The 24,619-nt window shown below is 54.5% G+C and carries 15 protein-coding genes; 13 read left to right on the forward strand and 2 right to left on the reverse strand.

Going from position 1 to position 24,619, the window contains the following annotated elements:
* Nucleotides 1-126 precede the first annotated feature (126 nt).
* From BLR08_RS07770 to BLR08_RS07780, 3 genes are all read left to right on the forward strand, one after another.
* A complete protein-coding gene (locus tag BLR08_RS07770) occupies nucleotides 127-2,793 on the forward strand; it encodes a DNA internalization-related competence protein ComEC/Rec2 (RefSeq protein WP_072328620.1) in 2,667 nt (888 codons plus the stop codon).
* 90 nt (nucleotides 2,794-2,883) lie between these two features.
* The gene (locus tag BLR08_RS07775; protein WP_072328621.1) at nucleotides 2,884-3,972 is read left to right on the forward strand and encodes an S-layer homology domain-containing protein; all 1,089 of its coding nucleotides are present in this window, start codon (nucleotides 2,884-2,886) and stop codon (nucleotides 3,970-3,972) included.
* Between the two features lie 966 nt (nucleotides 3,973-4,938).
* Nucleotides 4,939-10,659 (forward strand): glycoside hydrolase family 78 protein, encoded by a 5,721-nt coding sequence (locus BLR08_RS07780; RefSeq protein ID WP_176835452.1) that lies wholly within the window; start codon nucleotides 4,939-4,941, stop codon nucleotides 10,657-10,659.
* Nucleotides 10,660-10,788: 129 nt separating this feature from the next.
* On the opposite strand, the gene BLR08_RS07785 is transcribed toward BLR08_RS07780, so the two are convergent.
* Entirely contained in the window at nucleotides 10,789-11,991 is a 1,203-nt protein-coding gene (locus tag BLR08_RS07785; protein ID WP_072328622.1) for a hypothetical protein, read from the reverse strand.
* A gap of 260 nt (nucleotides 11,992-12,251) precedes the next feature.
* On the opposite strand from BLR08_RS07785, the gene BLR08_RS07790 reads away from it, so the two are divergent.
* From BLR08_RS07790 to holA, 4 genes are all read left to right on the forward strand, one after another.
* Nucleotides 12,252-13,166, forward strand: coding sequence for an EamA family transporter (locus BLR08_RS07790; protein WP_072328623.1), 915 nt, complete (start codon nucleotides 12,252-12,254; stop codon nucleotides 13,164-13,166).
* Between the two features lie 543 nt (nucleotides 13,167-13,709).
* Nucleotides 13,710-14,270, forward strand: coding sequence for an RNA polymerase sigma factor (locus tag BLR08_RS07800; protein ID WP_072328625.1), 561 nt, complete (start codon nucleotides 13,710-13,712; stop codon nucleotides 14,268-14,270).
* A gap of 62 nt (nucleotides 14,271-14,332) precedes the next feature.
* Nucleotides 14,333-15,715 (forward strand): zf-HC2 domain-containing protein, encoded by a 1,383-nt coding sequence (locus BLR08_RS07805; protein ID WP_256257461.1) that lies wholly within the window; start codon nucleotides 14,333-14,335, stop codon nucleotides 15,713-15,715.
* Nucleotides 15,716-16,008: 293 nt separating this feature from the next.
* Nucleotides 16,009-17,028, forward strand: a complete 1,020-nt coding sequence (gene holA, locus BLR08_RS07810) for a DNA polymerase III subunit delta (protein WP_072328627.1) — start codon at nucleotides 16,009-16,011, stop codon at nucleotides 17,026-17,028.
* Nucleotides 17,029-17,242: 214 nt separating this feature from the next.
* Here holA and rpsT read toward each other — a convergent pair whose 3' ends face one another.
* Nucleotides 17,243-17,515 carry a 30S ribosomal protein S20 gene (gene rpsT, locus BLR08_RS07815; protein WP_072328628.1) on the reverse strand — a complete coding sequence of 91 codons (273 nt, stop codon included), beginning with the start codon at nucleotides 17,513-17,515 and terminating at the stop codon, nucleotides 17,243-17,245.
* Nucleotides 17,516-17,713: 198 nt separating this feature from the next.
* Between rpsT and gpr the strand changes: the two genes are divergently transcribed.
* The 6 genes from gpr to BLR08_RS07845 all read left to right on the forward strand — a co-directional run bounded on the left by gpr (nucleotide 17,714) and on the right by BLR08_RS07845 (nucleotide 24,503).
* Nucleotides 17,714-18,712 carry a GPR endopeptidase gene (gene gpr, locus BLR08_RS07820; RefSeq protein WP_072328629.1) on the forward strand — a complete coding sequence of 333 codons (999 nt, stop codon included), beginning with the start codon at nucleotides 17,714-17,716 and terminating at the stop codon, nucleotides 18,710-18,712.
* Nucleotides 18,713-18,962: 250 nt separating this feature from the next.
* Entirely contained in the window at nucleotides 18,963-20,225 is a 1,263-nt protein-coding gene (locus BLR08_RS07825; protein ID WP_072328630.1) for a stage II sporulation protein P, read from the forward strand.
* Between the two features lie 75 nt (nucleotides 20,226-20,300).
* A complete protein-coding gene (locus BLR08_RS07830) occupies nucleotides 20,301-20,729 on the forward strand; it encodes a hypothetical protein (protein WP_072328631.1) in 429 nt (142 codons plus the stop codon).
* Between the two features lie 87 nt (nucleotides 20,730-20,816).
* Nucleotides 20,817-22,628 carry a translation elongation factor 4 gene (gene lepA, locus BLR08_RS07835; RefSeq protein ID WP_072328632.1) on the forward strand — a complete coding sequence of 604 codons (1,812 nt, stop codon included), beginning with the start codon at nucleotides 20,817-20,819 and terminating at the stop codon, nucleotides 22,626-22,628.
* A gap of 151 nt (nucleotides 22,629-22,779) precedes the next feature.
* Nucleotides 22,780-23,946: a radical SAM family heme chaperone HemW gene (gene hemW, locus BLR08_RS07840; protein WP_072328633.1), complete on the forward strand. Its 1,167-nt coding sequence runs from the start codon at nucleotides 22,780-22,782 to the stop codon at nucleotides 23,944-23,946.
* Nucleotides 23,947-24,035: 89 nt separating this feature from the next.
* Nucleotides 24,036-24,503, forward strand: coding sequence for an N-acetyltransferase (locus tag BLR08_RS07845; RefSeq protein WP_072328634.1), 468 nt, complete (start codon nucleotides 24,036-24,038; stop codon nucleotides 24,501-24,503).
* Nucleotides 24,504-24,619: the final 116 nt, after the last annotated feature.

A 24,619-nucleotide genomic window follows, 5' to 3' on the forward strand; every position in this document is an offset into this window, starting at 1 on the left:
AAAAATGGAACAGTGATACAGGTTTTTATACAAAGCGCTTTGGTCAAATAGAGCAAAAATATTTCTGACTTAAATTATAGGAAGAACCTCCTTTTACCTAACGATAGGGAAAGGGGGTTCTTTGCGTTGAATGAAACGGAGGGAGGGCATCGGTGGACATCCCGTCCCGTCGTCTGGCTCGCGGTCTGCTGGGTTGCGGGTTACGCGATCGCTATAGAGTGGGGCGGCTTGAGCCGTTTTTCCCTCTATATGACGCTCGCCGGGCCTGCTCTGCTGGCGCTTACAGCGGCGTGGAGGCTGCCCGGAAGGCTGACTTTGGCGTTGGCGGCGTTGTTGCTTGTATGCACGGCGGCAGGCTGGTACGGCATGTTCGATAACCGCAACCGGAGCTTGATCCCCGGTACTTGGGCGGAAGAGGCGAGCGAAGGCGCAGCGCTGGCGGGCCGTATCGAGACGCCGGTAGAGGTGGATGGAGACAAGGTGATGTTTCAGGTCGGAGCCGATCGGATCATGCTGCCGCCAGCAGCCCCCTCCTCAGGTCAGAAAGATTCATCTCCGGAAGAGCTGGCGCTTCGCGGCGAGCGAATCCAGCTCTCCATCCGACTGCTGAAGGAGGACGAGCAGCGGGAGGCGCGAACCTGGCAGCGGGGAGACCGGATTGAGCTTCGCGGGATGCTGGAGCGCCCGGGGGAGCCTCGGAATTTCGGCTCCTTCGATTACCGGAACTATTTGCTCCGGCAGCATATCCACTGGCAGGTTGCCGTCAAAGGATTGGAGGAAGTTCAAGTCAGCCAGCCGGGTCGGTCCGAGTGGGGCTGGTGGAGACTTGCCAGATCGAACGATAACTTGCGTTTTACGCTTGGAGCGATGGTGGACCGGCTGTTTCCGGCGGAGCAGGCGGGCTTTATGAAGGGCATGCTGATCGGCTTGACCGCGGAGCTTGATCCGCAGCAGTTCGACGCTTTCTCCCGATTGGGACTTACCCATATCATCGCGATTTCAGGATTGAATGTTGCTATCTTTCTGGGTTGCGTGATCTGGAGCCTGCGCCGTCTCGGCATGACGAAAGAAGCGTATCTATGGACGGCGATGGCTCTTCTGCCCTTGTATATAGCGATCACCGGAGCCGCCCCTTCCATTATGCGGGCCGGATTGATGGCGATGATCGGACTGTATGCGGCTTACCGGAACCGGTTGAAGGATGGGCTTCATCTGGTCATGATCGTTGGTCTGCTGATGCTGCTCTGGAACCCGTATTACATAACCGATGTGAGCTTCCAGCTGTCTTTTTTGGTGACGCTGGGCATTATTGTTCTGGTGCCTCGGGTAAGCGCCATTTTGCCCTTGTCGAATCGAAAATGGCGGGACGCGCTTTCGATCACTCTGGTAGCTCAGTTTGTTTCTTTTCCGCTTACCATCTACTATTTCAATCAATTTTCACTGCTTTCCTTTGCCGCCAATCTGGCGCTCGTGCCGGTATTCAGCTCCTTCACGATGCCCGTGGGAACGATAGCTATGCTGGTCGGCTTTCTGTTACCTGCCGCCGGAGGCTGGCTGGCATGGCCGGTCGCGAAAGTAAACAGCTGGCTGTTTGCTATCGTAGAATGGTCGGGAGAATTGCCGGGGTTTCAAACGATATGGCCAACTCCCCCGCTGTTCTGGATCGCTGCCTACTATGGGCTGTTAACCGCAGCTATTGCCTCGCTGGGCCTCTTGCGAAGGGGACGCGATCCGGCGGAAAACGGCGAAGGTCCGATGCTGGATACATGGAGAGCTATGCGCCGCAAGCAGCTGCTTGCTGCATGGAACCGGGTGCTGCTTCTGCCAGGGGCGGTTTGCTTGTTTGTTGTCGTTTTGATGCTGGGATATCGCCCTGCGCTGCAATCCCCTCCACAGGGGACGGTTCAGATGCTGGATGTGGGGCAAGGGGACAGCATTCTTATTCGGACCGGCGGCTCCGGCGGCCATACGGTATTGGTTGACGGAGGGGGGACCGTCACCTTTCGCAAGCCCGGCGAGGAATGGAAGCTTCGTCATGATCCCTATGAGGTGGGGCGCAAGCTGCTCGTGCCGCTATTGAAAAGGCGGGGCGTTCAACAGATTGACGAGGTTATCCTTACTCATCAGGATGCGGATCATTTCGGCGGCTTGCAGGCTGTACTCGAGCAAATACCGGTCAAACGCCTGCTCTTCAACGGAACGTTGAAGACGATTCCGGCCGTCGAGACATTATTCCGGACCGCGCTTGACCGGGGGACACAGCTTGTTCCCATTCAAGCCGGAGACCGGCTTACGACCCGCGAGGGATTGGAGCTGTATTTTCTGTACCCGATCGGCATGGGGGAGGATCGCCGCCAGCTTCAGCTGGCCGCAGAGCAAAATCCTATCTCAGTTGTATTTCTTATGGAGCTTGCGGGGACGCGCTGGCTATTTACCGGCGATATGGGGGCCGCCGAAGAACGCGAGCTGCTGGCCCGCTGGAGGGGGGCGGTCTCGGCATCCTCAGATGCCGGGCTTCCGGCTCTGCTGATGGAGAAGCCGCTCGATGTGCTGAAAATAGCGCATCACGGGAGCAAGTCGTCCACGTCCGAGGCTTGGCTTGAAGCCTGGCGGCCGCGTACGGCATTGATCAGCGCGGGTGCGCGCAATGTGTACGGACATCCGAGCCCGCAGGTGACGGAGCGTTTAAACAGCCGTGGGATAACTACCTATCGGACCGATCGTGACGGCGAAATTCAGCTGCAGGTTCGAGAAGGGAAGGTAGAAATTAGAACCATGCTCGGAGTTCCTTGATATGCACAAAATGGAAGAAAATGATGGGTGATTGTGCTATATTGAGAACAATTGGTTGACGACATAAAAAGGAACAAAGGGGAGATAGAGATGAAGCATTGGAAGAAAGGTTTGTTGATTGCAGCTGGGGCCGCCTGGATAAACGCTCAGTGGGGGACGGGCCAAGCTCATGCCCAATTCTCGGATGTGACCGGCCATTGGGCGGAGATGTCGATCGGGGCAGCGGTTGCAGCTAACTATGTGGACGGTTACCCGGACGGCAGCTTTAAGCCTGAGAATGAAATCAGCCGCGCGGAATTTGTGAAGCTGGTGGCTAGTGCGTTGCATGTACAAGGCGCAGGAATTGCTAATTCGAGCAGCTGGTATGACGGTTATGTTTCCGGGTTGAAGTTGGAAGGAGTAGTACGCGACTCCGATTTTTCTGATTCGAATTGGGACAAAGCTATCTCCCGTGTCGAGATGGCCAGGATGGCGGCGCGAGCCTCGTTGGCGGAGCTGCGTGACCCCGAGGTGGCGCTGGACGATGCGACGGCCATGTATTATGCGACGAGGAGCGGCTTGATTCAAGGCTTGCATAAGGGCGAGTTGGCATTGGACGGTTTGACGACGCGCGCGCAGTCGGTGACGGTGTTGGAGCGGATCATGAAGGCGCGGGCGGGAGAGAAGCTGCCGGTGGATAAATATGCGGCCGGGCGAGCGGAAGTGGCTTTGACCGGAACGAACTTCGAGTCGGCGTATGGGAAGCGGACGGCGCTGAAGCTGCCGGCCGAGTACAGCTTGACCAGCGATGTGAAGATGACGATTAAGGAAGCTTGGTTTTTTGATAGCTCGGAGAAGGATTCGCCGGTGTGGGAGTTGATTGAGGGTGGCAAGCGTTCTGACCGGAAGGGTTTGGAGGACAGCTATTATTTTGCTTACAAAGCTGAATACGACATGGGGAGTAAGGCCAGGGATTATTCTGTTCGAGTTCTTGACTATTTTGACATGATTGGCTGGGCGCACGTGTTTACAACAGGAGAAGATCAGATATTGCGTCTGGAGACAGGGATAAAGGAAGGTTGGATTATTTTTGCTTTGAGTAAATCGAAAAGTGACCCGAGCAAACAAAAGTACAACCTTCAGTACAGTGGATATGAGATAAATAACAAAAATCATTATTTGTTCGCTGATCAAGATTAAGGAGAAAAGTTAATGAAACATGAGGGACTATTGGTCTGTATTGTATTAATAATAGTACAATTTATAAGCTTGTTCGCTACAGCACCAGCCCAAGCTGCCCAAACTACGACTCTGTATGTGAACTTGGCCAACCAAACAATTCAAACTACTCCCGTGACAGGAGGGGACTATTATTCTCCTTCGAAGGAATGGAAAAAAGAATTTGACTTATCTTCATTGATTTCTGGAAACATTGAGTCTTACCAAGTTAATCTCCCGAAAGGTACGGTAATTAAACAAGATTTTAATCTAAATACTATCATACTAGAGCTTTCTGGTGTTCCTACGCCAATATATGGACGGACGAAAACAAATCCTGGTCATCAAATTTATAGACTGCCGGATGGGAAGCGTTGGGAACATAAAGGGGAACGGACTCAAATCATGCAATTTGTCCCCGATGATGCATCTTCCGGAATCTCACAACGGCCCGGCCAAGTTCCATCCAGCGGATACGTTCGACAACCAAATAATTCATTAGCGGATACAACACCAACGAGCTATATTACCAAAGGTCCAAATATTTCAGATGTTAACGGATTAGATCTTCGTTATGAATATGGCAACCCTCCCTACGGATTGAATGAAATGGGAAGACCCGACTATAGAGATCAGGGAGCAGCTGTCACGAGGGCATATAATGTAACCCCTGCGTCAATGTTCTTTTTGGATAAACCAACAGAAGAATCTCCTAGGCCGGGCAAGGAAATTACTGAAATCGAACCCGGCTCCATACGCCTCACACAAGCCAGCACGAAATACCCCGGTATTGAACCCTACTTCTGGGGATACGTGGAGGAAACAGGCACGAATCAAATTGCCGTTAGGCGTAAGCTCGAAGAAGTTTGTCCAGAGCCGCCAGCGCGCTCGGAGACTTGCATTGTTGAGAGCACAGGTCCAAACCACGGTAGGCTTGTGAACTACGTCATGGAAGTCAACACAGAATGGCAAGCCAACACCTTCGCTTTTAGCGCAGGCGCTACGATTACCGTAGTCAGCAAGGTTCCGGAGAAACCGGACCTTGCCGCGCAATACATCAAGCACGACAAAGCCTGCATCCAAGTCGGCGACACCGTTCCTATAAAATACGCCTACAAGAACATCGGCCTGAGCACGACAACGCCCTTCAAAGTACAGCTGAAGGTAGATGGAACCGTGATACATACCGAAAATGTCGATGATGGGGCTAATAAAGACATACTTCTCGGGGCCACGGTGAACTACAAGTTCACAAGCACAGCCAAGAAAAGCTTCACGCTGGTTGTAGACTCTGGAAACGCCGTCGATGAGGAAACGAAAACGAACAACTCGATATCCGAAATCTTCGAGGCGAAATCGGACTGTACTGGTGGTGGCACAGGTGGTCCAGAGGTCATAACAGGTACCTTAGAAGTCGAGTTGCCAACCGTATTATACGGCAAGTCCAACTACACGTGGCTGAGAAATGTCACCGTATCCGGCGGCAACAGCTGTAAATTGATCAAAGGAGACTTAATCTACTCGCAAGGCAGTCACAAGCGAACGTACAGCCTGGACCGAAGCGGTACTTTCAGTGACCAGTTCGTTGCCAGTCCATACAATGGATTTTCCACAGGTACAGTCAGCGTCCAATACGACATCCTCACCAGCTGCGGCACGAAGAAGACAATCGGACCCGGGAGTTTCCAAGTCATAGCCGATACAGCAAACAGACCGCCGCAGTTCGAGCCGTCATGGTTCGAGGACAGCTATTATACGGGGTATGGAACCAAAACAACGATGGTACCCGTCGGGGAGAAGGTAAGTCTGGGGCCGGTTAAGCGGCCGGCGATACCGGCCTTAAATGATAATGGAACGCCGTATGATCCAGATGGGGATGATATCACTTTCTATTACGATTTCGAAAACAGCAGCAGCTCCTGGATACGCTGGATTGGAGATACGAAGGATGGATTGGGATATTATCCTTATCAAACCTCCTTCAATAATCTTACAACCAACCAGCTGGGAGCTCATACGGTTGCGGTACAGGCATTCGATGGCCGCGGTGGGGTGGCTGGACCGTACAATATCACTTTGAATGTTGTTGATCAAAACCCGGTTCCGGTTATTGATCTGCCGACGAAAGTTGTCGAGGGCAGAACATACACTCCGGAGATTAGCTGTGCAAAAAGCTGGAGCCCGTACAAGAACCGGAGTATAACATCATGCGACTGGCACGGCACAAAGCAACCGATGTATCCAACAGCCGGCAATTACGCCATTCAACTCGATGTCACAGACAATACGGGCCTTCGCTCCAAAGAAACGGCTATCAAGACGCTGGCCGTGCAGCCGGATTTGCCTCCAGTCCCAAGACTTGTGAACCCGATGCTCGGAATCCGTAATGCGGGCATGCACTTCCAGGACACTTCCTATAGCCCTGACGATGATCCGATCAGCGAGCATGTGGTCACAATGAGCTATGACACTAACAATGACGGGAACTTTGCCGGCGAAGTCTCCTGGAGCGTTACGCTCGATGCGCAGGGTAGGTTTTCCTATACGCCTGCCAAGGTAGGGAAATACGCCATCCGAATTTATCTTAAGGAAGGGTTGGGCTACCAACGCTCAGCTCAGGCAGACTTTCAATTCGAAGTGATCAATGATGCTCCGGACGCAAGTTTTTACGTAGAGGGCTCAGATTTCTTCCCGCCTGAGATTGTGACCCAATCCTTTACCGGTGCGATGCTGCTGCAGCCTGGAAGCTGGAAAACATCCACTGTGAGTCACATCAATAAATACAAGGAGTACCTCCTGAATGAGGATGGTTCTCTTGAAACTGGAAAAAGTTTTGTCTCTCAGAGCTTTTTGCCAAATTTCAGCGGGGCCAGTTCGCTTGAAAAGTCATTTAGCTGTACATGGCCTACACGAAGATGTGACATTGGTCCGGCTATAAACCCTAATTTTTTTATGAACATTTATGGAACGTCTTTGTTGAACGTAAGTGACAATGACCCGAATACTTATGTTCCGGTATCCCCTCCGGTTAAACTTACAAGTATTTATCATTGGGCAGAATTGACATATGGACCTATCGTAGACACTGCAAATGATAGAGTGCTGTACAGGGCATTTGAAAAGGTTCATCGGGGCGGAGACTGGCATACCTATGTATTCCGTCTATCGGATTTGGAACAGCAAGCCAAACGAAATAGTCAGGGCAATACAACGTTTACAGCCCAACCCCTGTATAGCAAAACCGAATTTATACCGGAAGAGAAATATGGTAATGACCAAGGAAAAAGCTTGCTGGCCCCTATTCCAGAAAGTGTGTGGGTAAATCCTCCGGAAAAACGGGTGAATGTTATTAACGGTATGCCGCGCGCTTCCTATGATAATGCCTATACGAATAAAGAATTGGACCTGTATACCTCCAGCAATTATAAGGTGTACGGAGGAGACAACAATGGGAATCGGTTTCATTACTCCTGCAAACGGTTGACTTTCGAAGATGGTCACGGAGACACCTATTACCAGGACCCGTGTGATCTCCAATTACTTAATCCACAGGGGGGCGTTATCTGGACGATTCCACAAATATTTAAATTATACGATTATGGATCAGGAGCAAGACATATCCCACCGAGTGACTTGATAGCGTATATGACGCTAGACGGGACGAAAATGATTATAAATAAAAAGTTATACAGCGTTGCTACCGGGCAATTGCTCAGCTCATCGCTACCCAATCTGTCCTATATCGAATGGGATAAGATGATTGGCTTGAGGAATGTTATGGTGCGCAGTGAATCGGGCGACGACTACTACCAGCAATGGGATAATATCTATCTTGATGTGTTTGACCTAAATACCTTATCTTACAGCTCATCCACCTTAATTTGCTCAGATTGCGCGGTTGGCGGTGCCGGTAAGGGCAGTTTCTCCATTCAACTTACAGCCGATAAGAAGGTATTGGCGGTTCAAGGTTATCGCGGCGCCTGGGCGGAAGGCTCAAAAATCGTTGTTTCCGGCTATGATTTATCCGGTAATTTGATTTCGCAATACGAAAAAACAGTTCCTTGGTCTGATTTGTACCCAGGTTCAAAGAATATCCTGATGGTAAATGAACAGGAAGTGCTGCTTCATTATAGTGATTACGCAAACTCAAATGATTACTATTATTACAGCCTTTCCAAAATTACAACACCGTCCCCGACCCGGATGGAGGCCGATACGTTCAACTTCGGACAGTTTTACAACGAAGGTGTGCGGCTGGAAAACGGCGATGTATCAGCCGGCTTCAAGCTCAATTACGATAATCTCACGGAAGGCGTTTCCTTTGGCCTGTCCGCACGCATGCAGGATAATCGCAACATGTACAGGCTTGAGGTCACTCCACGATCGACACGGCTGGTCAAAATCGTGGGAGGGGTCAAGACCGTGCTGCAGGACAGGAGCTATCCCTTCCAGCTGCGATCGTATGTAGATGTGAAGCTGAAGATGAATGGATCGAGAATCCGTGGGTATGTGGGAGGTGTTCCACTAATCGATGTAACGGACGATACGTTCACGACAGGAATGACAGGTCCGTATTCCGAGGTGGAATACAGTCAAATGAAGGACTTCGCCATTACTTCCTATTCAGGCACAAATGGCAACACTCGTAATACGGCGATCGTGGGTACTCCGATCAATTACATCAAGTCTTATAGCGATCCGGAGCAAGATCCGGCGATTCCTGTCCTGACGGAGTGGACATACAACCATCTGCAGCCGTATAAATTCCTGGATACGGGCGACGGCTACTCCGGCGTGTCGGCCTACCACGGCCAGACAGTCACCGCGGAACGTGCGGTGCTGGACAAGGTTGGCGTTTACAGAGTGGATTACCGGGTGCCGGACGATCCGACACCGGCCGGGTACAAGTATCCGAATCCGGCATTTATGAGCTACAGCAAGTATTCGGATATCCATTCCGAAACGGTCATCATCCATCGCAGGCCGCTCGCGAACTTCAGCTTGACGATCAATGCGGACAAGACCATAGCATGGCATGACGCAGCTTACGATCCGGACCGCTGGATGAATGCATGGACGTATTCGATCGAGCCGGCCACAGGCATCGACTATGGAGCAACGCGAGGCATACTGGACCGCAAACGGAATTATACGACGCCGGGCGGCGTAACGGTGAACGGGCAACTGACGCGTCCGGCCGAGTGGGGCTGGTATACAGTACGGCAGGCAGTTGCAGACGAATACGGGGCGTGGAGTGAATGGTACGAGGTATCGATTTGGGTGGAGCCGGCACCGAACAATCCACCAGCTGTCACGTTGACGTTCCCTATAGGCAGTCATTCTAGCCCGACGCCGGTCAGCTTGAAGCCGACAATATCCTGGAATCAGTCGGACCCTGACCCTGGGACGACGTTCAGCGTATTCAATCTGAGCATTAGAGATGAGGCGGGGGTTTGCATCGAGTGTCTGAGCGGACAAGCCATGTATACGCAGCAGGGCAGCTGGGCGTGGACGATGGAACAACTGCTGACGATGGGGCGGAAATACCAGGTGCAGGTGCAAGTTGCCGATGACGGCAATCTGCATTCCCCCTGGAGCCATATCGGGTGGATGGCGACCAACAGTCCCCCGAGCGCCTACATGAGCTACCCTTGGGGGACGCAGGCAGAACCGACCGTCGTGAGCACGCTGCGCCCTACGCTCACCTGGTCGCAGACCGACCCGGACCCGGGCACCGTGTTCGACTATTTCCAGATTCAGATTACGAATGAAGCGAATACGGCGATCGTGCTCGATACATGCGCGGTGTCAGCCGACTGCAAGGTGAAGCAGAGTACGGCAGCCGCAACGGGAAGCTGGACGGTCAGCTCTGATCTGCCGGCGGGACAAAAGCTGCGGGTACGTGTGAAGGTGTATGACCAATACGGCTCCGAATCCGAATGGTCGCCGCAGACATGGATGCTGATCAACAGGGCGCCGGGAGGTAATTTACTCGTTCAGCAGCCGATCTATGAGCATGACACGCCGGTATTGACAGTCGAAGCTTCTGATCCCGATGGAGACGCCTTGACCGTGCGACTGGAGAGCAGCTACGAGGGAGGAGAATTCCTGGAACTGCAGAGCTGGAGCGGCGTTTCTTCGGGCGATACCCGTCAGATAAGCTATGGCCCCCTTCAGCAGGGGATGTATACGCTGCGGGTGACGGTGACCGATCCTTACGGCGCTCAATACCGGCAAACTTACCGGGTAACCGTGCTTCCGCTGGAGCTGACGGGCTGGGTTCGGCATACGCCGGACTGGGAGAGATACCGGCAGGAGTGGAACGCGAAGTTTCCTGAGAAAGAACGTCAGGAAGACATGTTCTGGGCGGGCGAGGCTTTCTTGCTGACGGCAGCCGTTACGGATACAGGGCCAAGCTCCACGAAGCCGGCAGCCGTCACTTCCGAGCTGCTGGCAACGGGGGAGCGCACAGAGCTGTCTTACGAGGCTCCAACGGACTTATACCAGGGCATGCTGCTGAACACCGACCATGTCCGGACTCTGCCGCAAGGAACCGTGACTTTCCGTTTCACCGTGGATTGGTCCAATGGACTAACCCTTCATTACGAGGTACCCGTCCGGATCGTCGGTTCGCTCTATGAGGCGATGGTGCAGCAGATTCGTCACTGACGAGGGCAACTACGAATCGCATCTTAACCATTGGTTTATCTTAACGGTTGGAGGAACAAGCAGAGGAGCGCTGCCCGATGCGTCAAGCATGGGGCGGCGCTCCTCCGGGGTTCGGATGGGATTCGGAATTTAGAAGCCGGCTGTCCGGATATCTCCGGCAGCTGTAGGGAGCGAAGCTTCCCTCGATTTTTTCGAGAAAAAAGGAATGGAGAGCGCTCCGGCGATGGAAATAAGGAGCAGAGCGACAAACGGTGCGCCGTGCAAGTTCTCGATGCCCAAAATCCATACCAGGATGACGACGCGCGATATAATCAGCATCCATTCCCGCCAAATTAAAATCCGCGCCTGTTCGATGGCCGTGTGTTTGCTGATCAGCCGGAAATGCTCCGTATTCCATACGGTGCCGAAATAAAACATGCCGATTGTCATCAAAATATTGGACACGACGAGAAAGACGGATATTTCCAAAAGCGGGAACAGAAATCCTGCGCTCAGGAGAGCCACTCCGATCATCAGCCAACGACGTTCCTGGACTCGAAGCTTCCGGTAGAGGAGCATGGCTGCCATGGTAGAGACGGTGTAAAGAACGTTCAGCATGGCGATCACGAGCTTATCGCTGGAGACGGAGAACGTGAAGATCAGCGTAAACAGATTATGGAACTGCAGCACGACGCCGGCGGCCAGGCAGGAAGGGATCATCCAGCGCAGCGCACTGTACGAGAAAACATGATGGAAGCGCATATTGTGGAAAACTGTCACGGACTGATCCGACAGCGTAATCTTCGGGATAAAGAACGACACAACCAGCAGAACCGTCACGAAGACGAGCATCAGCAAGAAGGAGCCGTTATAGCCGATCCACTGGATCACGAGCGCGGAGACGACGGGATTGATGATGGAGATGATCTGTCCGACTATGCTGGCGGCCGCGAAATATTGCTCGAAATCTTGTCCTTTGCCGATCAGACTGAGCGTGATGTTTTGCGTGGAAGCATAGGTTCCCCACATGACGCCGACGGGTACGGCGAGTATCGCAATCCACAGCAGCCGGTTGTCCAGAGTCAAGGTCGTCAGCAGCAGAAAGGTCAGGCCGCCGCATGCGGCCGTGATCTGGATCAGCAATCTTGTCGTAAACCTCGACAGCAGTCTGGAGCTGGTGGCGAACGAAAGACCCCAAGCCAAGAACATGATGAGGTTGAACCAGGCGACATCAAAAATCCGATGCCCTTGCTCCCAGATGTACAAATTCACAAAAATTCCGATGTAGTTGAAAATAATGTTGGAGGACGCGTTCATCAGCAGCATCTTGCGTACGGTTCCGGTAAGCTGCAAAGTTATTCCACTCCCTTGTGTCTGGTTAGTGCATCTGGGTCATGACGGATGAAGAATACGTCCCGGAGCAAGAAGACTGCAGCATGAACGACGGCTTTATTATATCTGATTTAAGCTGGCTTGATAAGATGGCGAGGCAAGTATTTTCCAGTATTTCATGTTGTGTTAGGTATTTGTTTTTGATATAGTTCAGTACTAGCAGGGCCTCCAGCGAGGCGATCGTGCGGGTGGGTGAGGGAACAACGTAAAGAGGATGGATCATGAATAAAAACAGCCGCTGGCAAGCGGTCGTTTATGTGCTTATCGGAGCGGCTTCCTACGGGGTGCTCTCCAGTGTCGTCAAGCTGGCTTATGCGGACGGATTCTCCGCCGGCGAAGTCACGGGCAGCCAGGTGTTGACAGGCTGTGTGGCCATGTGGCTGCTCAGCATTCCTTATTGGAAGCTCTGCCGGCAGTTATCGCTGGCTACTTTGGCGAAGATGGTTGGGAGCGGGACCTTTACCGGATTAACGGGTATTTTCTACTACCAGTCCCTTCAAAAGCTGGATGCGTCGTTCGCCGTCCTGCTGCTGTTCCAGTTCGCATGGATGGGGCTTGCCGTCGAATGGCTGTTCCATCGCAAACGTCCCGGACGGATGCAAGTCATCGGCGCTATCGTCGTTGGAGCGGGGACGCTGCTGGCATCGGGCCTGCTACTGGAAGGCGGCGCCCGGTCTTATGATCCGGCAGGCATCGCCTTAGGCTTGTTGGCTGCCGTTTGCTACACGCTATTCGTCTATTTTAGCGGCAGGGTGGCTACGTCAGTTCCGGCAACGCTGAGGAGCGCGTGGATGCTGACGGGAGCGGCGATCATAACGCTGCTGATTTTTCCGCCCCGGTTCATATGGAACGGAGCGGTTGCAGAAGGATTATGGCTGTGGGCGCTAATTCTTGGCTTGTTCGGAATGATTCTGCCGCCGTACCTGTTCGCGAAAGGAGCCCCGCGGTTGAATACCGGGCTGACCGCGATTCTTGGCTCCGTCGAGCTTCCGGTTGTTATGATCTGCTCGGCCTGGCTCCTGCAGGAGCGCGCGGAAGCTGCGCAGTGGCTCGGGGTTGTGCTGATTCTCGCGGGGATCGGCGTATCCGAGTGGAAGGGCCGCGCTTCGGCCCGCAAAGCCCGCCATACGGTTTGACGGCATCACGGCTTATGGCCGCTCTCCTCGCTGGAGAGCGGTTTTTTGTGTTCTCGGCACGTAAACCGTTCGGTGATTGCAACGGAACGCAGCGACCCCTAGCGCATGAAATTAAAGTCCCGGAGAGCAGTCCAGGGAGGTCGTGCATGAATAGCTGTTTAATGTGCTCAAGGAATGAAGAGCTATCGCTTGGGATGGTACGTAATGCTGATTGGCTGAGCGATGGAGATCCAGAGGTGGAAGACCCCACGCACCAAAAGCAGGGAGCCGTATGCGGAGATCCTTAAGAACCTGGCCGATGGTCATGATTCTCTTAAACTGCGCGTGAACATGCAGCCTTGTACGGGCCCCGATATATCTCCCGCCTCTTCTTCAGCGGACCGCGCAACAAATTCGGATCTCAAGCGTATAACTGTGCAGCAAATCTTGGCCGCTGAGGCAATCGTTTCCCTATAAGTCAAAGCCAATATTTGATAAGATAAATCTAGTGCAACATTTCGCCAGGCAGGTACGTTATTAAGGTTGCAAGAGAGGGGGATCCTAGTGGTAGCGCCAGATTTGATCAAGGCTGCCCAGATGGGCGATCGCGACGCTCTAATTACCCTATTGCGAGAAATAGAGAATCATGTTTACCGCACGGCTTATTACATTCTGGGCAATGAGCAGGATGCGCTTGACGCAGCCCAGGAAGCCTTAATCCGGATTTATACCAAAATCAACTCCTACGAAGAAAAAGCTCAGTTCAAAACGTGGGTGCAGCGCATCGTGACCAATCTTTGTATCGACAAATTCCGTCGGACGAAGCCAACGGTTTCGATCGAGCAGCATGACATGAGCTTTGCCGATCACAAAACGGTGGAAGACGAAGTTATGTCTACGTATATCGCGCAGGATATCCGAGAAGCGATCGACAAGCTCCCCGAGCACCATCGTTCCGTGGTCGTACTGAGGTATTTGCAGGATTTCTCGTATAATGAGATCGCGGAATCGCTGGACCTGCCCATTAATACGGTCAAGTCGTATTTATTCAGGGCCAGACAGCAGCTGCAGGGCATATTGAAGGATTATAACAAACAACAGCGCAGCGATGCGGTGCGGGGATAGCGGAGAAACAGCTAGTTGAGAATCGGTATACGAATCGTTAGGAAAGGTAGTGTACGGGGATGATGTGTCAAGAGGTGATCGAACTGATGCAGAGATACCTTGATCGGGATCTCGAAGAAACCGAATACCGCCGGATGCTGGGCCATCTGCAGCAGTGTCCGGATTGCTCTGAACTGTTCGAGCGTCTTGTTCATGTATCGACCGAGCTGGAGAGCTTGCCGAAGATTATGCCTCCATACAGTCTGGTCGATGCGATATTGCCAGAAATCGAGCGGCTGGAAGCGGACGCCGGCGGAGCGGCCGCTGGGGCTGGACTTGCCCGGGAGGAAGCCGCCGGCCGAGGAGCTGCGCGAGCGGATGCAGCCGGTGCCGGACCCCGGCCGCGCGCGAAGCGCGGTGAAGGCTCGCGCAGCCGGATGCGGGAGTGGGTTTCATTCCCGGTACTTGGCGGTGTCGTTGCCGCGGGGCTGATCTTTGGCTTCTTTGCTTTCCAGCAGGATATGACGATGAACAACAAGATGGCGGAGGAGATGGCGAGCAAGTCGTCACAGCAGTTCGATATGAGCCAATCTCTGTCCGCGCCGGCTGGCAGCCGCGCGCAGGATTCTGCCGACGGAGGGGCCGAGGGCTCTGCCGCAGGCAGCACGATGGCCGCTCCCGAGAGCAGCGGAGCGCAGCAGCCGGTAGCCGGCGACGCCCCTGTGCCTGATAAGCCGAGGGAGACGGCGTCTCCCCCTCAGGCCGACCAACGGCCCGGAGCCGGGGCGAAGGAGCCTACCACTCGTCCGGCGGCTCCGAAGCAGCCGCCAGCAGGGGAAGCGAAGTCGCCGGAGACCGGAGCAGGCACGCCAACGTCAGGCTTCCGGAATGGCGCAGCCTCGCCGGATGCAAAGATAACAGCGCCCCCGGAGCAAGGCCCCGCACTTCCCGATGCTGCGAACGAGCAGCAGGGAGGGAGCGGCGGAGCTTCAGGCGGACAGCCCGATGCCAGCCTGAAGGCGATGCCGCCCCAAGCCGGAGGCGCAGAAGGCCAGACGCCTGCTGAGGATGGATCGGCAGCGGATGCGAAGCCGGAAATGGGCTTGATGGGCGCTATGGAAGACCCAGCAGCTGCGGATGCTCGGGATGCGAACAGCAAGGGATTGACGGAGAAGCCTTTCGGACCGGCCTATAAGATTTCTGAGGTCCCTCCAGCTCCCAAGCATGAGCTTGAATCCAAGGACGGCCAATATAAGGCGGCCGTGAAGGATAGTCAGGTATGGGTATATGATAAGGATGGCAAGGAAGCTTATGCGTCCAAGTTCGATCAATGGACGGGGGCGGATCGGATCGAACTGCTGGAGTGGAACGGACTGAAGCTTAAGTACGCGGTGAAGATGAATGAGCAGACGAGAACTTTCGAGATCGATCTGCAGACGAAAACCGAGGTTGAAATCAAGAACTGACAAGCATGTTTCAGCGCTGTGGCTGCAAGGTTATGTAAAGAAGGTACCGCGCAGAAAATTGCGCCGGCCCGAGTCCGAGCCCGCGTCTTATGATCACGTTCGCTCGAGGGTTTCTAGAGCCCGGGGAGCCGTGTTGATATAGATGGTGTCCGGCCTTTAGGCGGAAGCAGGTAGAACGAAGGGATTACGTCCGTGCCGTGAATACGGTTTTGACGTAGTCCCTTCGTTGTTGTTATGATGAATGACGAGAGCCGTAATCGATCAAGGCAACAATCAAATCGGAGTGGGATGACATGGACTATAAGCAGGCGATTAAGCAGATCGCGAAGGGGCAGGTCGCTCCCGTATACATAGCCTATGGCTTGGAAAGTTATCTGATGCAGGAGCTGATTCACCGGTTGACCGAAACGCTGATTCCCGAGGATGAGCGGGCGTTTGCGGTGGGGCGGTATGATTTGGCGGAGACGCCGGTTGAGGCGGTGCTGGAGGAAGCCGAGACCTTGCCGTTTCTGGCTGAACGTAAGCTGGTTATTGCCTCCGGCGCCGTCTTCTTGACGGGGGCGAAGGATACGGGCAAGGTGGAGCATAACCTCGACAGGCTGAGCGCCTACCTGAAGTCTCCGGCAGATTTTACGGTGCTTGTGCTTACCGTGGACGCGGAGAAGCTGGATGAGCGCAAAAAAATCGTCAAAGCTTTAAAAGAAGCCGATGCGCTGGTGCCTTGCGCGATGCTGGGCGAGGCTGAGCTGATCCAGTGGGTTCAGCAGCAGGCGGGCAAGGCCGGATTTTCCTTTGCTCCCGGTGCGGCCGAGCAATTGATCCAATATACAGGCACCGGTCTGCAGGCGCTGGCCCAGGAGATCGAAAAATGCTACCTGTATGTCGGAGCGGGCGGGACCTTGACCGGAGCCGACCTCGGGCAGCTGGTGACGAAAACCGTGGAGCAGGATATTTTCCAGATGGTCGAGCATATCGTGCAGATGCGGATGGAGCAGGCGTTCACGATGCTGGCCGAGCTGCTGCGCCGCAAAGAGGAGCCGATCAAGATCGTGATCCTGATCGCCAGACAGTTCCGCATTATGCTGCAGGTGAAGGACCTGCTGCAGCAGGGCTACTCGCATCAGCAGATCGCCTCTCAGGTCGGACTGCATCCGTATGCAGTGAAGATCGCGGCCGGACAAGCCGGCCGGTTCGAAGCCAAGCGGCTGATGAGCATATTGCAGCAGCTCGGCGAGCTGGATTACCAGATGAAAAGCGGGAAGATCGACAAGGTGCTCGGGCTGGAGATGTTTCTGCTGCGGCTGGCGGCTTGACGGGCGAGCGGACTCAAGCCGTCCGGTGGCGGGCCAGGTAGCGCTCGCCGGACCGACCGGATGACCCGGGGCGGGGAGGGGGGTGACGAACAGACGGGGAAGCCATGCTTGCCAAGGCGTTTCCCGTTTGTTCGCCATCGTCCCATACAAAAAGACCATGCTCCTCAACAGGAGGACATGGTCTTCGCTTTTGTCGCATGCTTGTATCGTGAGCTTAGCCTTGTGCGGCAAGCGCGTTAAGCTTTTTAGCGAGGCGGGATTTCTTGCGGGCAGCTGCATTTTTGTGCACGAGACCTTTGGTAGCCGCTTTGTCCAGCTTTTTGCTGGCAGCGATCAAAGCTTCCTTAGCGGTTTCTACGTTGCTGCCTGCTGCAGCCGTTTCAAAAGCTTTCACAGCAGTACGAAGCGCGGATTTGTGAGATGCGTTGCGCTGACGGCGCTTCTCGCTCACTTTCACACGTTTAATCGCGGATTTAATGTTTGGCATGTGACGTTCACCTCCTACTACAACTTGCGAACAATCATGTAGCATGATTAGTTGACAACTCTAGATATTCTAACATGGGCATTTCCAAATTGCAATAGAGCGGGACAAAACGGCACCAAGCGTTCTATGCATAACAAATAAGCCTTTATCGCACAATAATTGGCGACAGCCGACGACTTAGGAAAGGGGAAACGCTGGATGAGTTTGGATTTAAGCGCATACTCGGTACGGACCGATCTGGCTCTGGAAGCCCATGACCTCGCCTCTGCCTCAGGAACCGCTATTCCCGGCGTGCAGATGTCCAAGAGAGAGGAGCAGGGCATCCGCATCAGTCTTATCGATATAACTTCCCAAGAAGGCTCGCAGGCGATAGGGAAGCTGCCGGGCCATTATATGACGATGGACGTCCCCGATTTGCGCAAGAAGGACAGCGAGCTGCAGGACCGGGTGGCTACCGTCTTCGCCCAGGAGTTCGAAAAATTTCTTATAAAGCTGAATGTGCCGGCTAACGCTAGCGTGCTGATCATCGGGCTCGGCAACTGGAATGTGACGCCCGACGCTCTCGGTCCTATGGTGGTGGAAAATGTGATGGTGACCCGCCATTACTTCGAATTGATGCCGGGCGAAGTAAGTCCCGGGTACCGGCCGGTCAGCTCGGTTGCTCCGGGCGTGCTGGGCACGACGGGGATCGAGACGAGCGACATCGTGCAGGGGATCGTGGAACGCTCCAAGCCGGACCTCGTCATTGCGATCGATGCGCTGGCTTCTCTCTCGCTCGAGCGCGTCAATACGACGATCCAGATTGCGGACACGGGCATTCATCCTGGCTCGGGGATCGGCAACAAGCGCAAGGGGCTGACGCTGGATTCGCTGGGGGTTCCGGTCATCGCGATCGGCGTTCCGACAGTCGTGTACGCTTCTACTATTGTAAATAATGCGTTTGATATGATGCATGCCCACTTTGCCAGACAAACGTCCAACACGGGTCAAATACTGGGGTTGATGGATACGATGGTGGAGCAGGAGCGCCTGGAGCTGGTGAGGGAAGTGCTGAACCCGCTGGGGCATGATCTGCTGGTCACGCCCAAAGAAATCGACCAGTTTATCGAGGATATCGCCAATATTATCGCCAGCGGGCTTAATGCGGCGCTGCACCAGGCGGTAGATGTGAACAACGTGTCTGCCTATACGCATTGACGGCGAAAGATCGGCCGGTCGCTCCGTCCAGGACGGAGCGACCGGCTTTTTGTGCATCGTTTATGCGTGGCTGCTTTTGTCGCCAGATCAAAAAGCGGAAAGCCGCCTCTGCGATTATTTTGCTGTCCCTCCCAGGTTCTATCTCTCTACGAGCCTTCATAGAGTAGTTACTAGAGAGTGGGGGAGCGGAACAGCTCCCGCTCATGCCAGCAGCGATCGATGCCGATCCGACGCAGAGGAGGAATAAACGATGAAATGGCCCGCCGCAGCAGCAGGTGCAAGCAGACTCCGCAAGACCGGACAAGCGCTTGGAGCGTATTCCAAGGCGTTCACCTTATTAATGATAGGGTCTCTGATCTTTTTTATTGCGCTTGGTTTGCTTGGTTATGTGCAGTCCCGGGTATCGGGGCATTCGCCCAACGCTTCGATGAAGGGGTTGGCCGCCAGCGTATCCAGTCGTTTTTTTATGGACATGATGGGGCTTGAAGTGCCGGGGCTGAAAGAGGACGGCCAGTCCTTTACATTTTCCCAGGCCAATGTTTCAGGTTTCCTGTTCTCGCTGGTGACCGATCTGAACCCTAAAGATCCGAAGACGATGATCGCCCGGGAGGTGCCCGGGATGTCGCAGTACCGCTCAGTTCCGCTGAACTCGGCGGTCGGAGCCGTGGACGCGCCGGAGGATTACAGCCCTCGCTCCGAGGTATTCGAGCGGGAAAATCTGGGCGAAGCGGGGGCAATTACGGCGATCCCGGGAACGAATCGGGACGGCGCGCCTGCCGAGCCCGCAGCGCCGGGACCTGAAGAAGCAGCGGCCAAGCCGCCCGTTACCGCAGGCAAAAACGTAGCCTTCATCTATCAATCTCATAATCAGGAGTCTTATCTGCCGGAGCTGCCCGGGGAGAAGGACCCGGATAAAGCTTATGACCCGAAAAAAAATGTCACCCAAGTCGGCCTCAGACTGGCCCAGCAGCTGGAGAAAGAGGGGATCGGTGCCGTGCATTCGGACAAAAACTACCCGGCGATCGAGAAAGGCTTCAACTACTATTATTCCTACAAATATTCGCTGAAGACGCTGCAGGAGGCGTCGGCCGGCCATCCGGACCTGAAATATTATTTCGATATTCATCGCGATTCCCAGCGCCGGGACAAGACAACGGCTACGATCAACGGAAAGACGTATGCGCAGGTATATTTTATCATCGGGGGCAAAAATCCGAACTATAAAGAAAACTACGAGTTCGCCGAGCGAATCGACAAGGTGCTAAAAGCCAAATACCCGGGGCTGTCCAAAGGCATTCATGCCAAGTCGGGAGAAGGCAACGGGGTGTACAACCAGACGTTTTCCTCAAACAGCGCTCTTATCGAGGTGGGCGGCGTCGACAATACGCTGGAGGAATGCTATCGCACCGCCGACGCGCTTGCCGCGGCTATTGCCGAAGTCATTATGAACGCCGAGAAGGTAGATGCCCAGCCTGCGCCGGGCAGCGCCCAGACAGGGAAAACTTCCAGCTGACGCGGAGGCTGGAGCGACCAGCCCAACGAAAAGCTGCGGAAAAAATCATGCGAACTCGCAAGGAGGAGTCTGGACATGGCCGATGGACGAGGTTGGATAAGGCTTGGTGTAGTGGGACTGGGCATGGCCTTCTGCTTGTTCTTCGGCGTCTCCCTGGCCACCCAGGGGACGGAGCGGATTCACGGCCCGCTGACGCCGGGCGCAGCCGGCGTGTCCGCCGGTCCGGTCCGGGCGTCCGGCGGAGAGTCCGGAGCGGTGAAGAAGCCTTCCGGCACGGAGGCCAAGTCGACAAGCGCGCAGGCGGAAGGGAAGGGAGCTTCCGGCAAGCAGCAGGTCAAGCCGTCGCCCCAGCAGGCTTCCAAGCCGGCTCCCAAGCGGGCGGAGGAGCCGGCCACGGAGACGGGGATCAACCGCGTCGGCAACAAAACTGGCGAGCTGCTGCAGATCGTCGCCTATCACGGAATCCGCGGAGTTGTGTCTTTGTTTGAAAGACTTCTGAAGTAATGGCGGAGCTGCTCATTGCTGGCTGACTTCACAACTGCTATAATGAGTTATTGTACAAAAAGCGAGTTTAGTGAGGTTTTGCTGCCAATGGATATTCAAGCCCGTCAGAAGAAAATCAGAAATTTCAGTATTATCGCCCATATCGACCATGGAAAGTCAACGCTAGCAGACCGAATTCTGGAATTTACAGGCGCCTTGACCTCCCGCGAGATGCAGGAGCAGGTGCTGGACAAGATGGATCTGGAGCGCGAGCGCGGCATTACGATCAAGCTGCAGGCCGTTCGGCTCAATTACCGCGCCGATGACGGCGAGGAATATATATTGAACCTGATTGACACCCCGGGACATGTCGATTTCACCTACGAGGTGTCGCGCAGCCTTGCCGCCTGTGAGGGCGCTTTGCTTGTCGTGGATGCGGCTCAGGGCATTGAGGCTCAGACGCTGGCCAACGTCTATCTGGCACTGGACAACAATCTGGAGATATTGCCGGTCATCAACAAGATCGACCTGCCGAGCGCCGACCCTGAGCGCGTCAAGCAGGAGGTTGAAGACGTCATTGGCCTCGACGCCAGCGAAGCGGTGCTCGCATCGGCCAAGGCGGGTATCGGCATCAAGGAGATTTTGGAGCAGGTTGTGCAGAAGGTTCCGGCACCGACCGGCGAGTCGACGAACCCGTTGAAAGCGTTGATCTTCGATTCCCACTTCGATCCGTACAAGGGCGTTATCGTTTATGTGCGCGTTATCGACGGTTCGATCCGTTCGGGCTCCAAGATCAAGTTCATGGCGACGGACAAGGTGTTCGAGGTCATCGAGGTCGGCGCATTCAAGCCGCGGATGACCATCATAGATTCCCTGGAGGTCGGTGACGTAGGCTTTATTGTCGCCGGGATCAAGAATGTGGGCGATACGCGAGTCGGGGATACGGTTACAGATGCGAAGAACCCCGCGCCTGCTCCGCTGCCGGGCTACCGCAAGATCAATCCGATGGTCTTCTGCGGTCTGTACCCGATCGAGACGAGCGACTATAACGATCTGCGCGAGGCGCTGGAGAAGCTGCAGCTGAATGACGCTTCCCTCAGCTTCGAGCCGGAAACGTCTACGGCGCTGGGCTTCGGCTTCCGCTGCGGCTTTCTCGGGCTGCTGCATATGGAGATCATCCAGGAGCGGATCGAGCGCGAGTTCAATATCCCGCTTATTACGACCGCCCCGAGCGTTGTGTTCCACGTGACGCAGACGAACGGCGAGGTTTTGAAAATCGAAAATCCGTCGCTTTTCCCTGAACCGGGCAAGATCGAGTTCGTCGAAGAGCCGTTCGTGAAGGCGGCGATCATCGTGCCTAACGATTATGTCGGTACGATTATGGAGCTGTGCCAAGGCAAGCGTGGCGAGTTTATCAACATGGAGTATCTGGACACGACGCGGGTGACGATTACTTACGATATTCCGCTGTCCGAGATCGTCTATGATTTCTTCGATCAGCTCAAATCAAGCACCAAGGGCTACGCGTCCTTCGACTACGAGCTGTCCGGCTACAAGCGGACCAATCTGGTCAAAATGGACATCCTGCTCAACAACGAGCAGGTCGACGCGCTTTCGTTTATCGTTCACCGCGACCGGGCCTACAACCGCGGCCGGATCATCTGCGAGAAGCTGCGCGAGCTGATCCCGCGGCAGATGTTCGAGGTTCCGATCCAGGCGGCCATCGGTCAGAAGGTCATCGCCCGCGAGACTGTCAAGGCGATGCGCAAAAACGTCCTTGCCAAGTGTTATGGCGGCGATATTAGCCGGAAGCGGAAGCTGCTGGAGAAGCAGAAGGAAGGCAAGAAGCGGATGAAGCAGGTCGGCAGCGTGGAAGTGCCGCAGGAAGCGTTCATGGCCGTGCTGAAGATTGACGAATAAATAGTCGGAGGGCAGATGGTCGAGACACGGGTCGCGGCCATTTTCCTTTGTCAGGCTGCCCGCTGTCTGTTGTCCGGCGCGGCAGCCGATGCCGATTGCCGGTCAAGGCTGCTTGACCGGTCAGATCAGGTCTTGGCAGAAAGGAATAAGGATGAAACAACTTACACAAACGCCGGCCGCAGTTTATCTGCATATCCCCTTTTGTACGAACAAGTGCCATTATTGCGATTTCAACTCATACATTTTGAAGGGCCAGCCTGTCATGGACTATCTGGACGCGCTGGAGCGGGAGATGGAGCGCACGGTGCTGGAAGTGCCGCCCGGGGAGATTGAAACGATCTTCGTCGGGGGCGGAACTCCCACCGTGCTGACGCCTGAGCAGATGGCCAGCTTTTTGAGTCGGGTGCAGACGTACTTCGGAAACTGGGCGCCGAATATCGAATTCACGATGGAGGCGAATCCCGGGACGACGGATCTGGAGAAGCTTCAGGCGATGAAGGAGGGCGGGGTGAACCGGATCAGCTTCGGCGTCCAATCGTTCGACAATGCGCTGCTGGAGCGGATAGGGCGCATTCACAATACGGATGATGTGTACCGCAGCCTGGAGAATGCCCGCAAAGCAGGGTTCGCGAATATGTCGATCGACCTCATGTTCGGGCTGCCGACGCAGACGATCGCGATCATGGAAGCGACGCTTGCGGAGGCGCTTAAGCTGGATTTGCCCCATTACTCCATCTACAGCCTGAAGGTCGAGGAGAACACGCTGTTCCACGCACTCTATGAACGGGGGAATTTGCCGCTTCCCGAAGAAGAGGAAGAGGTCGGCATGTTTCTTCATATTATGAAGCGGCTGCGCGAGGCCGGGTACGGACAATATGAGATCAGCAATTTCGCGAAGCCGGGGTTCGAGAGCCGGCACAATGCGATGTATTGGCGCAATCAGCCGTACTACGGGCTCGGAGCGGGCGCCCACGGCTATGTGCATGGGAAGCGCCACGTCAATATCAAGGGCGTCCAGCCCTATATCGAAGGCACCCGCGCAGGAAGGCCGTTGCTCGATTCTCATGAGGTGGACCTGACTGAGGCGATGGAGGACTTTATGATGGTCGGACTGCGGCTGCTGAGGGGCGTCCGCCGTGCGGATTTCACCGAACAATTCAATCGTCCGCTGGAGGCGGTGTTCGGCACCGCAATCCGCGGCCTGCTGGAGAAAGGGCTGCTGGAGGAAACGGCCGAGGGCTACAGGCTGAGCGAGCAGGGCATCTTGCTCGGCAACGATGTATTCGGACAGTTTCTGGAGGCGGCTGAATCCGTTTAAAAATCGATGAAAAAAAGAGATTGATCATTTTATACGTTATGTTGTATATTTATTCATATCATTCTTACATGTGATGGGTGGGAACTCCAATGACAATGACCCTGACCTGCCGCAAGGCAACCGAACAGGACATCGAGACGTTATACGACATCATTCAAGGCTATGCGGAGAAAGGGATCATGCTACCGCGAACGAGGGAGATGCTGACCGCACAGCTGGATACGTTCGTTGTTGCTGAAGTCGGGGGACAGCTGGTCGGCTGCGGGTCCAATACCCAGCTCGGACCGGATCTGGTGGAGATCCGATCGCTTGGAGTGACCGAGGGCTATAAAGGACTTGGCATCGGCAAATCCATTGTCAATCTGCTCATCGAAGAAGCGCGCAAGCTGGGCATTCCGAAAATTATGGCGCTCACCTACGAGGTCGCCTTCTTTGAAAGAATCGGATTTACGGTCGTACAGAAGGAGATCTTTCCCGAGAAAGTATGGCGGGATTGCATCCACTGCAAAAAACAGCATTGCTGCGACGAAATCGCCGTGCTCAAAAGACTGGATTGACTTGACACAGACCCTTGAGGTCTGTTATTTTTGTAGTAGCTTAGCACTCGATGGACTGGAGTGCTAACGAATGAACGGCCAATATGGCAGCCGCAGGACGTTCGGAGCATGTTCCG

The organism is Paenibacillus sp. cl123 (genome assembly GCF_900101595.1).
GTDB lineage: Bacteria > Bacillota > Bacilli > Paenibacillales > NBRC-103111 > Paenibacillus_G.

Excerpts from the sequence above, each read along its gene's own strand:
- BLR08_RS07775 (WP_072328621.1), top strand. The coding sequence starts at position 2,884 with ATGAAGCATTGGAAGAAAGGTTTGTTGATTGCAGCTGGGGCCGCCTGG.
- BLR08_RS07780 (WP_176835452.1), top strand. The coding sequence starts at position 4,939 with ATGGAAGTCAACACAGAATGGCAAGCCAACACCTTCGCTTTTAGCGCA.
- BLR08_RS07790 (WP_072328623.1), top strand. The coding sequence starts at position 12,252 with ATGAATAAAAACAGCCGCTGGCAAGCGGTCGTTTATGTGCTTATCGGA.
- BLR08_RS07805 (WP_256257461.1), top strand. The coding sequence starts at position 14,333 with ATGTGTCAAGAGGTGATCGAACTGATGCAGAGATACCTTGATCGGGAT.
- holA (WP_072328627.1), top strand. The coding sequence starts at position 16,009 with ATGGACTATAAGCAGGCGATTAAGCAGATCGCGAAGGGGCAGGTCGCT.
- rpsT (WP_072328628.1), bottom strand. The coding sequence starts at position 17,515 with ATGCCAAACATTAAATCCGCGATTAAACGTGTGAAAGTGAGCGAGAAG.
- gpr (WP_072328629.1), top strand. The coding sequence starts at position 17,714 with ATGAGTTTGGATTTAAGCGCATACTCGGTACGGACCGATCTGGCTCTG.
- BLR08_RS07825 (WP_072328630.1), top strand. The coding sequence starts at position 18,963 with ATGAAATGGCCCGCCGCAGCAGCAGGTGCAAGCAGACTCCGCAAGACC.
- BLR08_RS07830 (WP_072328631.1), top strand. The coding sequence starts at position 20,301 with ATGGCCGATGGACGAGGTTGGATAAGGCTTGGTGTAGTGGGACTGGGC.
- lepA (WP_072328632.1), top strand. The coding sequence starts at position 20,817 with ATGGATATTCAAGCCCGTCAGAAGAAAATCAGAAATTTCAGTATTATC.
- hemW (WP_072328633.1), top strand. The coding sequence starts at position 22,780 with ATGAAACAACTTACACAAACGCCGGCCGCAGTTTATCTGCATATCCCC.
- BLR08_RS07845 (WP_072328634.1), top strand. The coding sequence starts at position 24,036 with ATGACAATGACCCTGACCTGCCGCAAGGCAACCGAACAGGACATCGAG.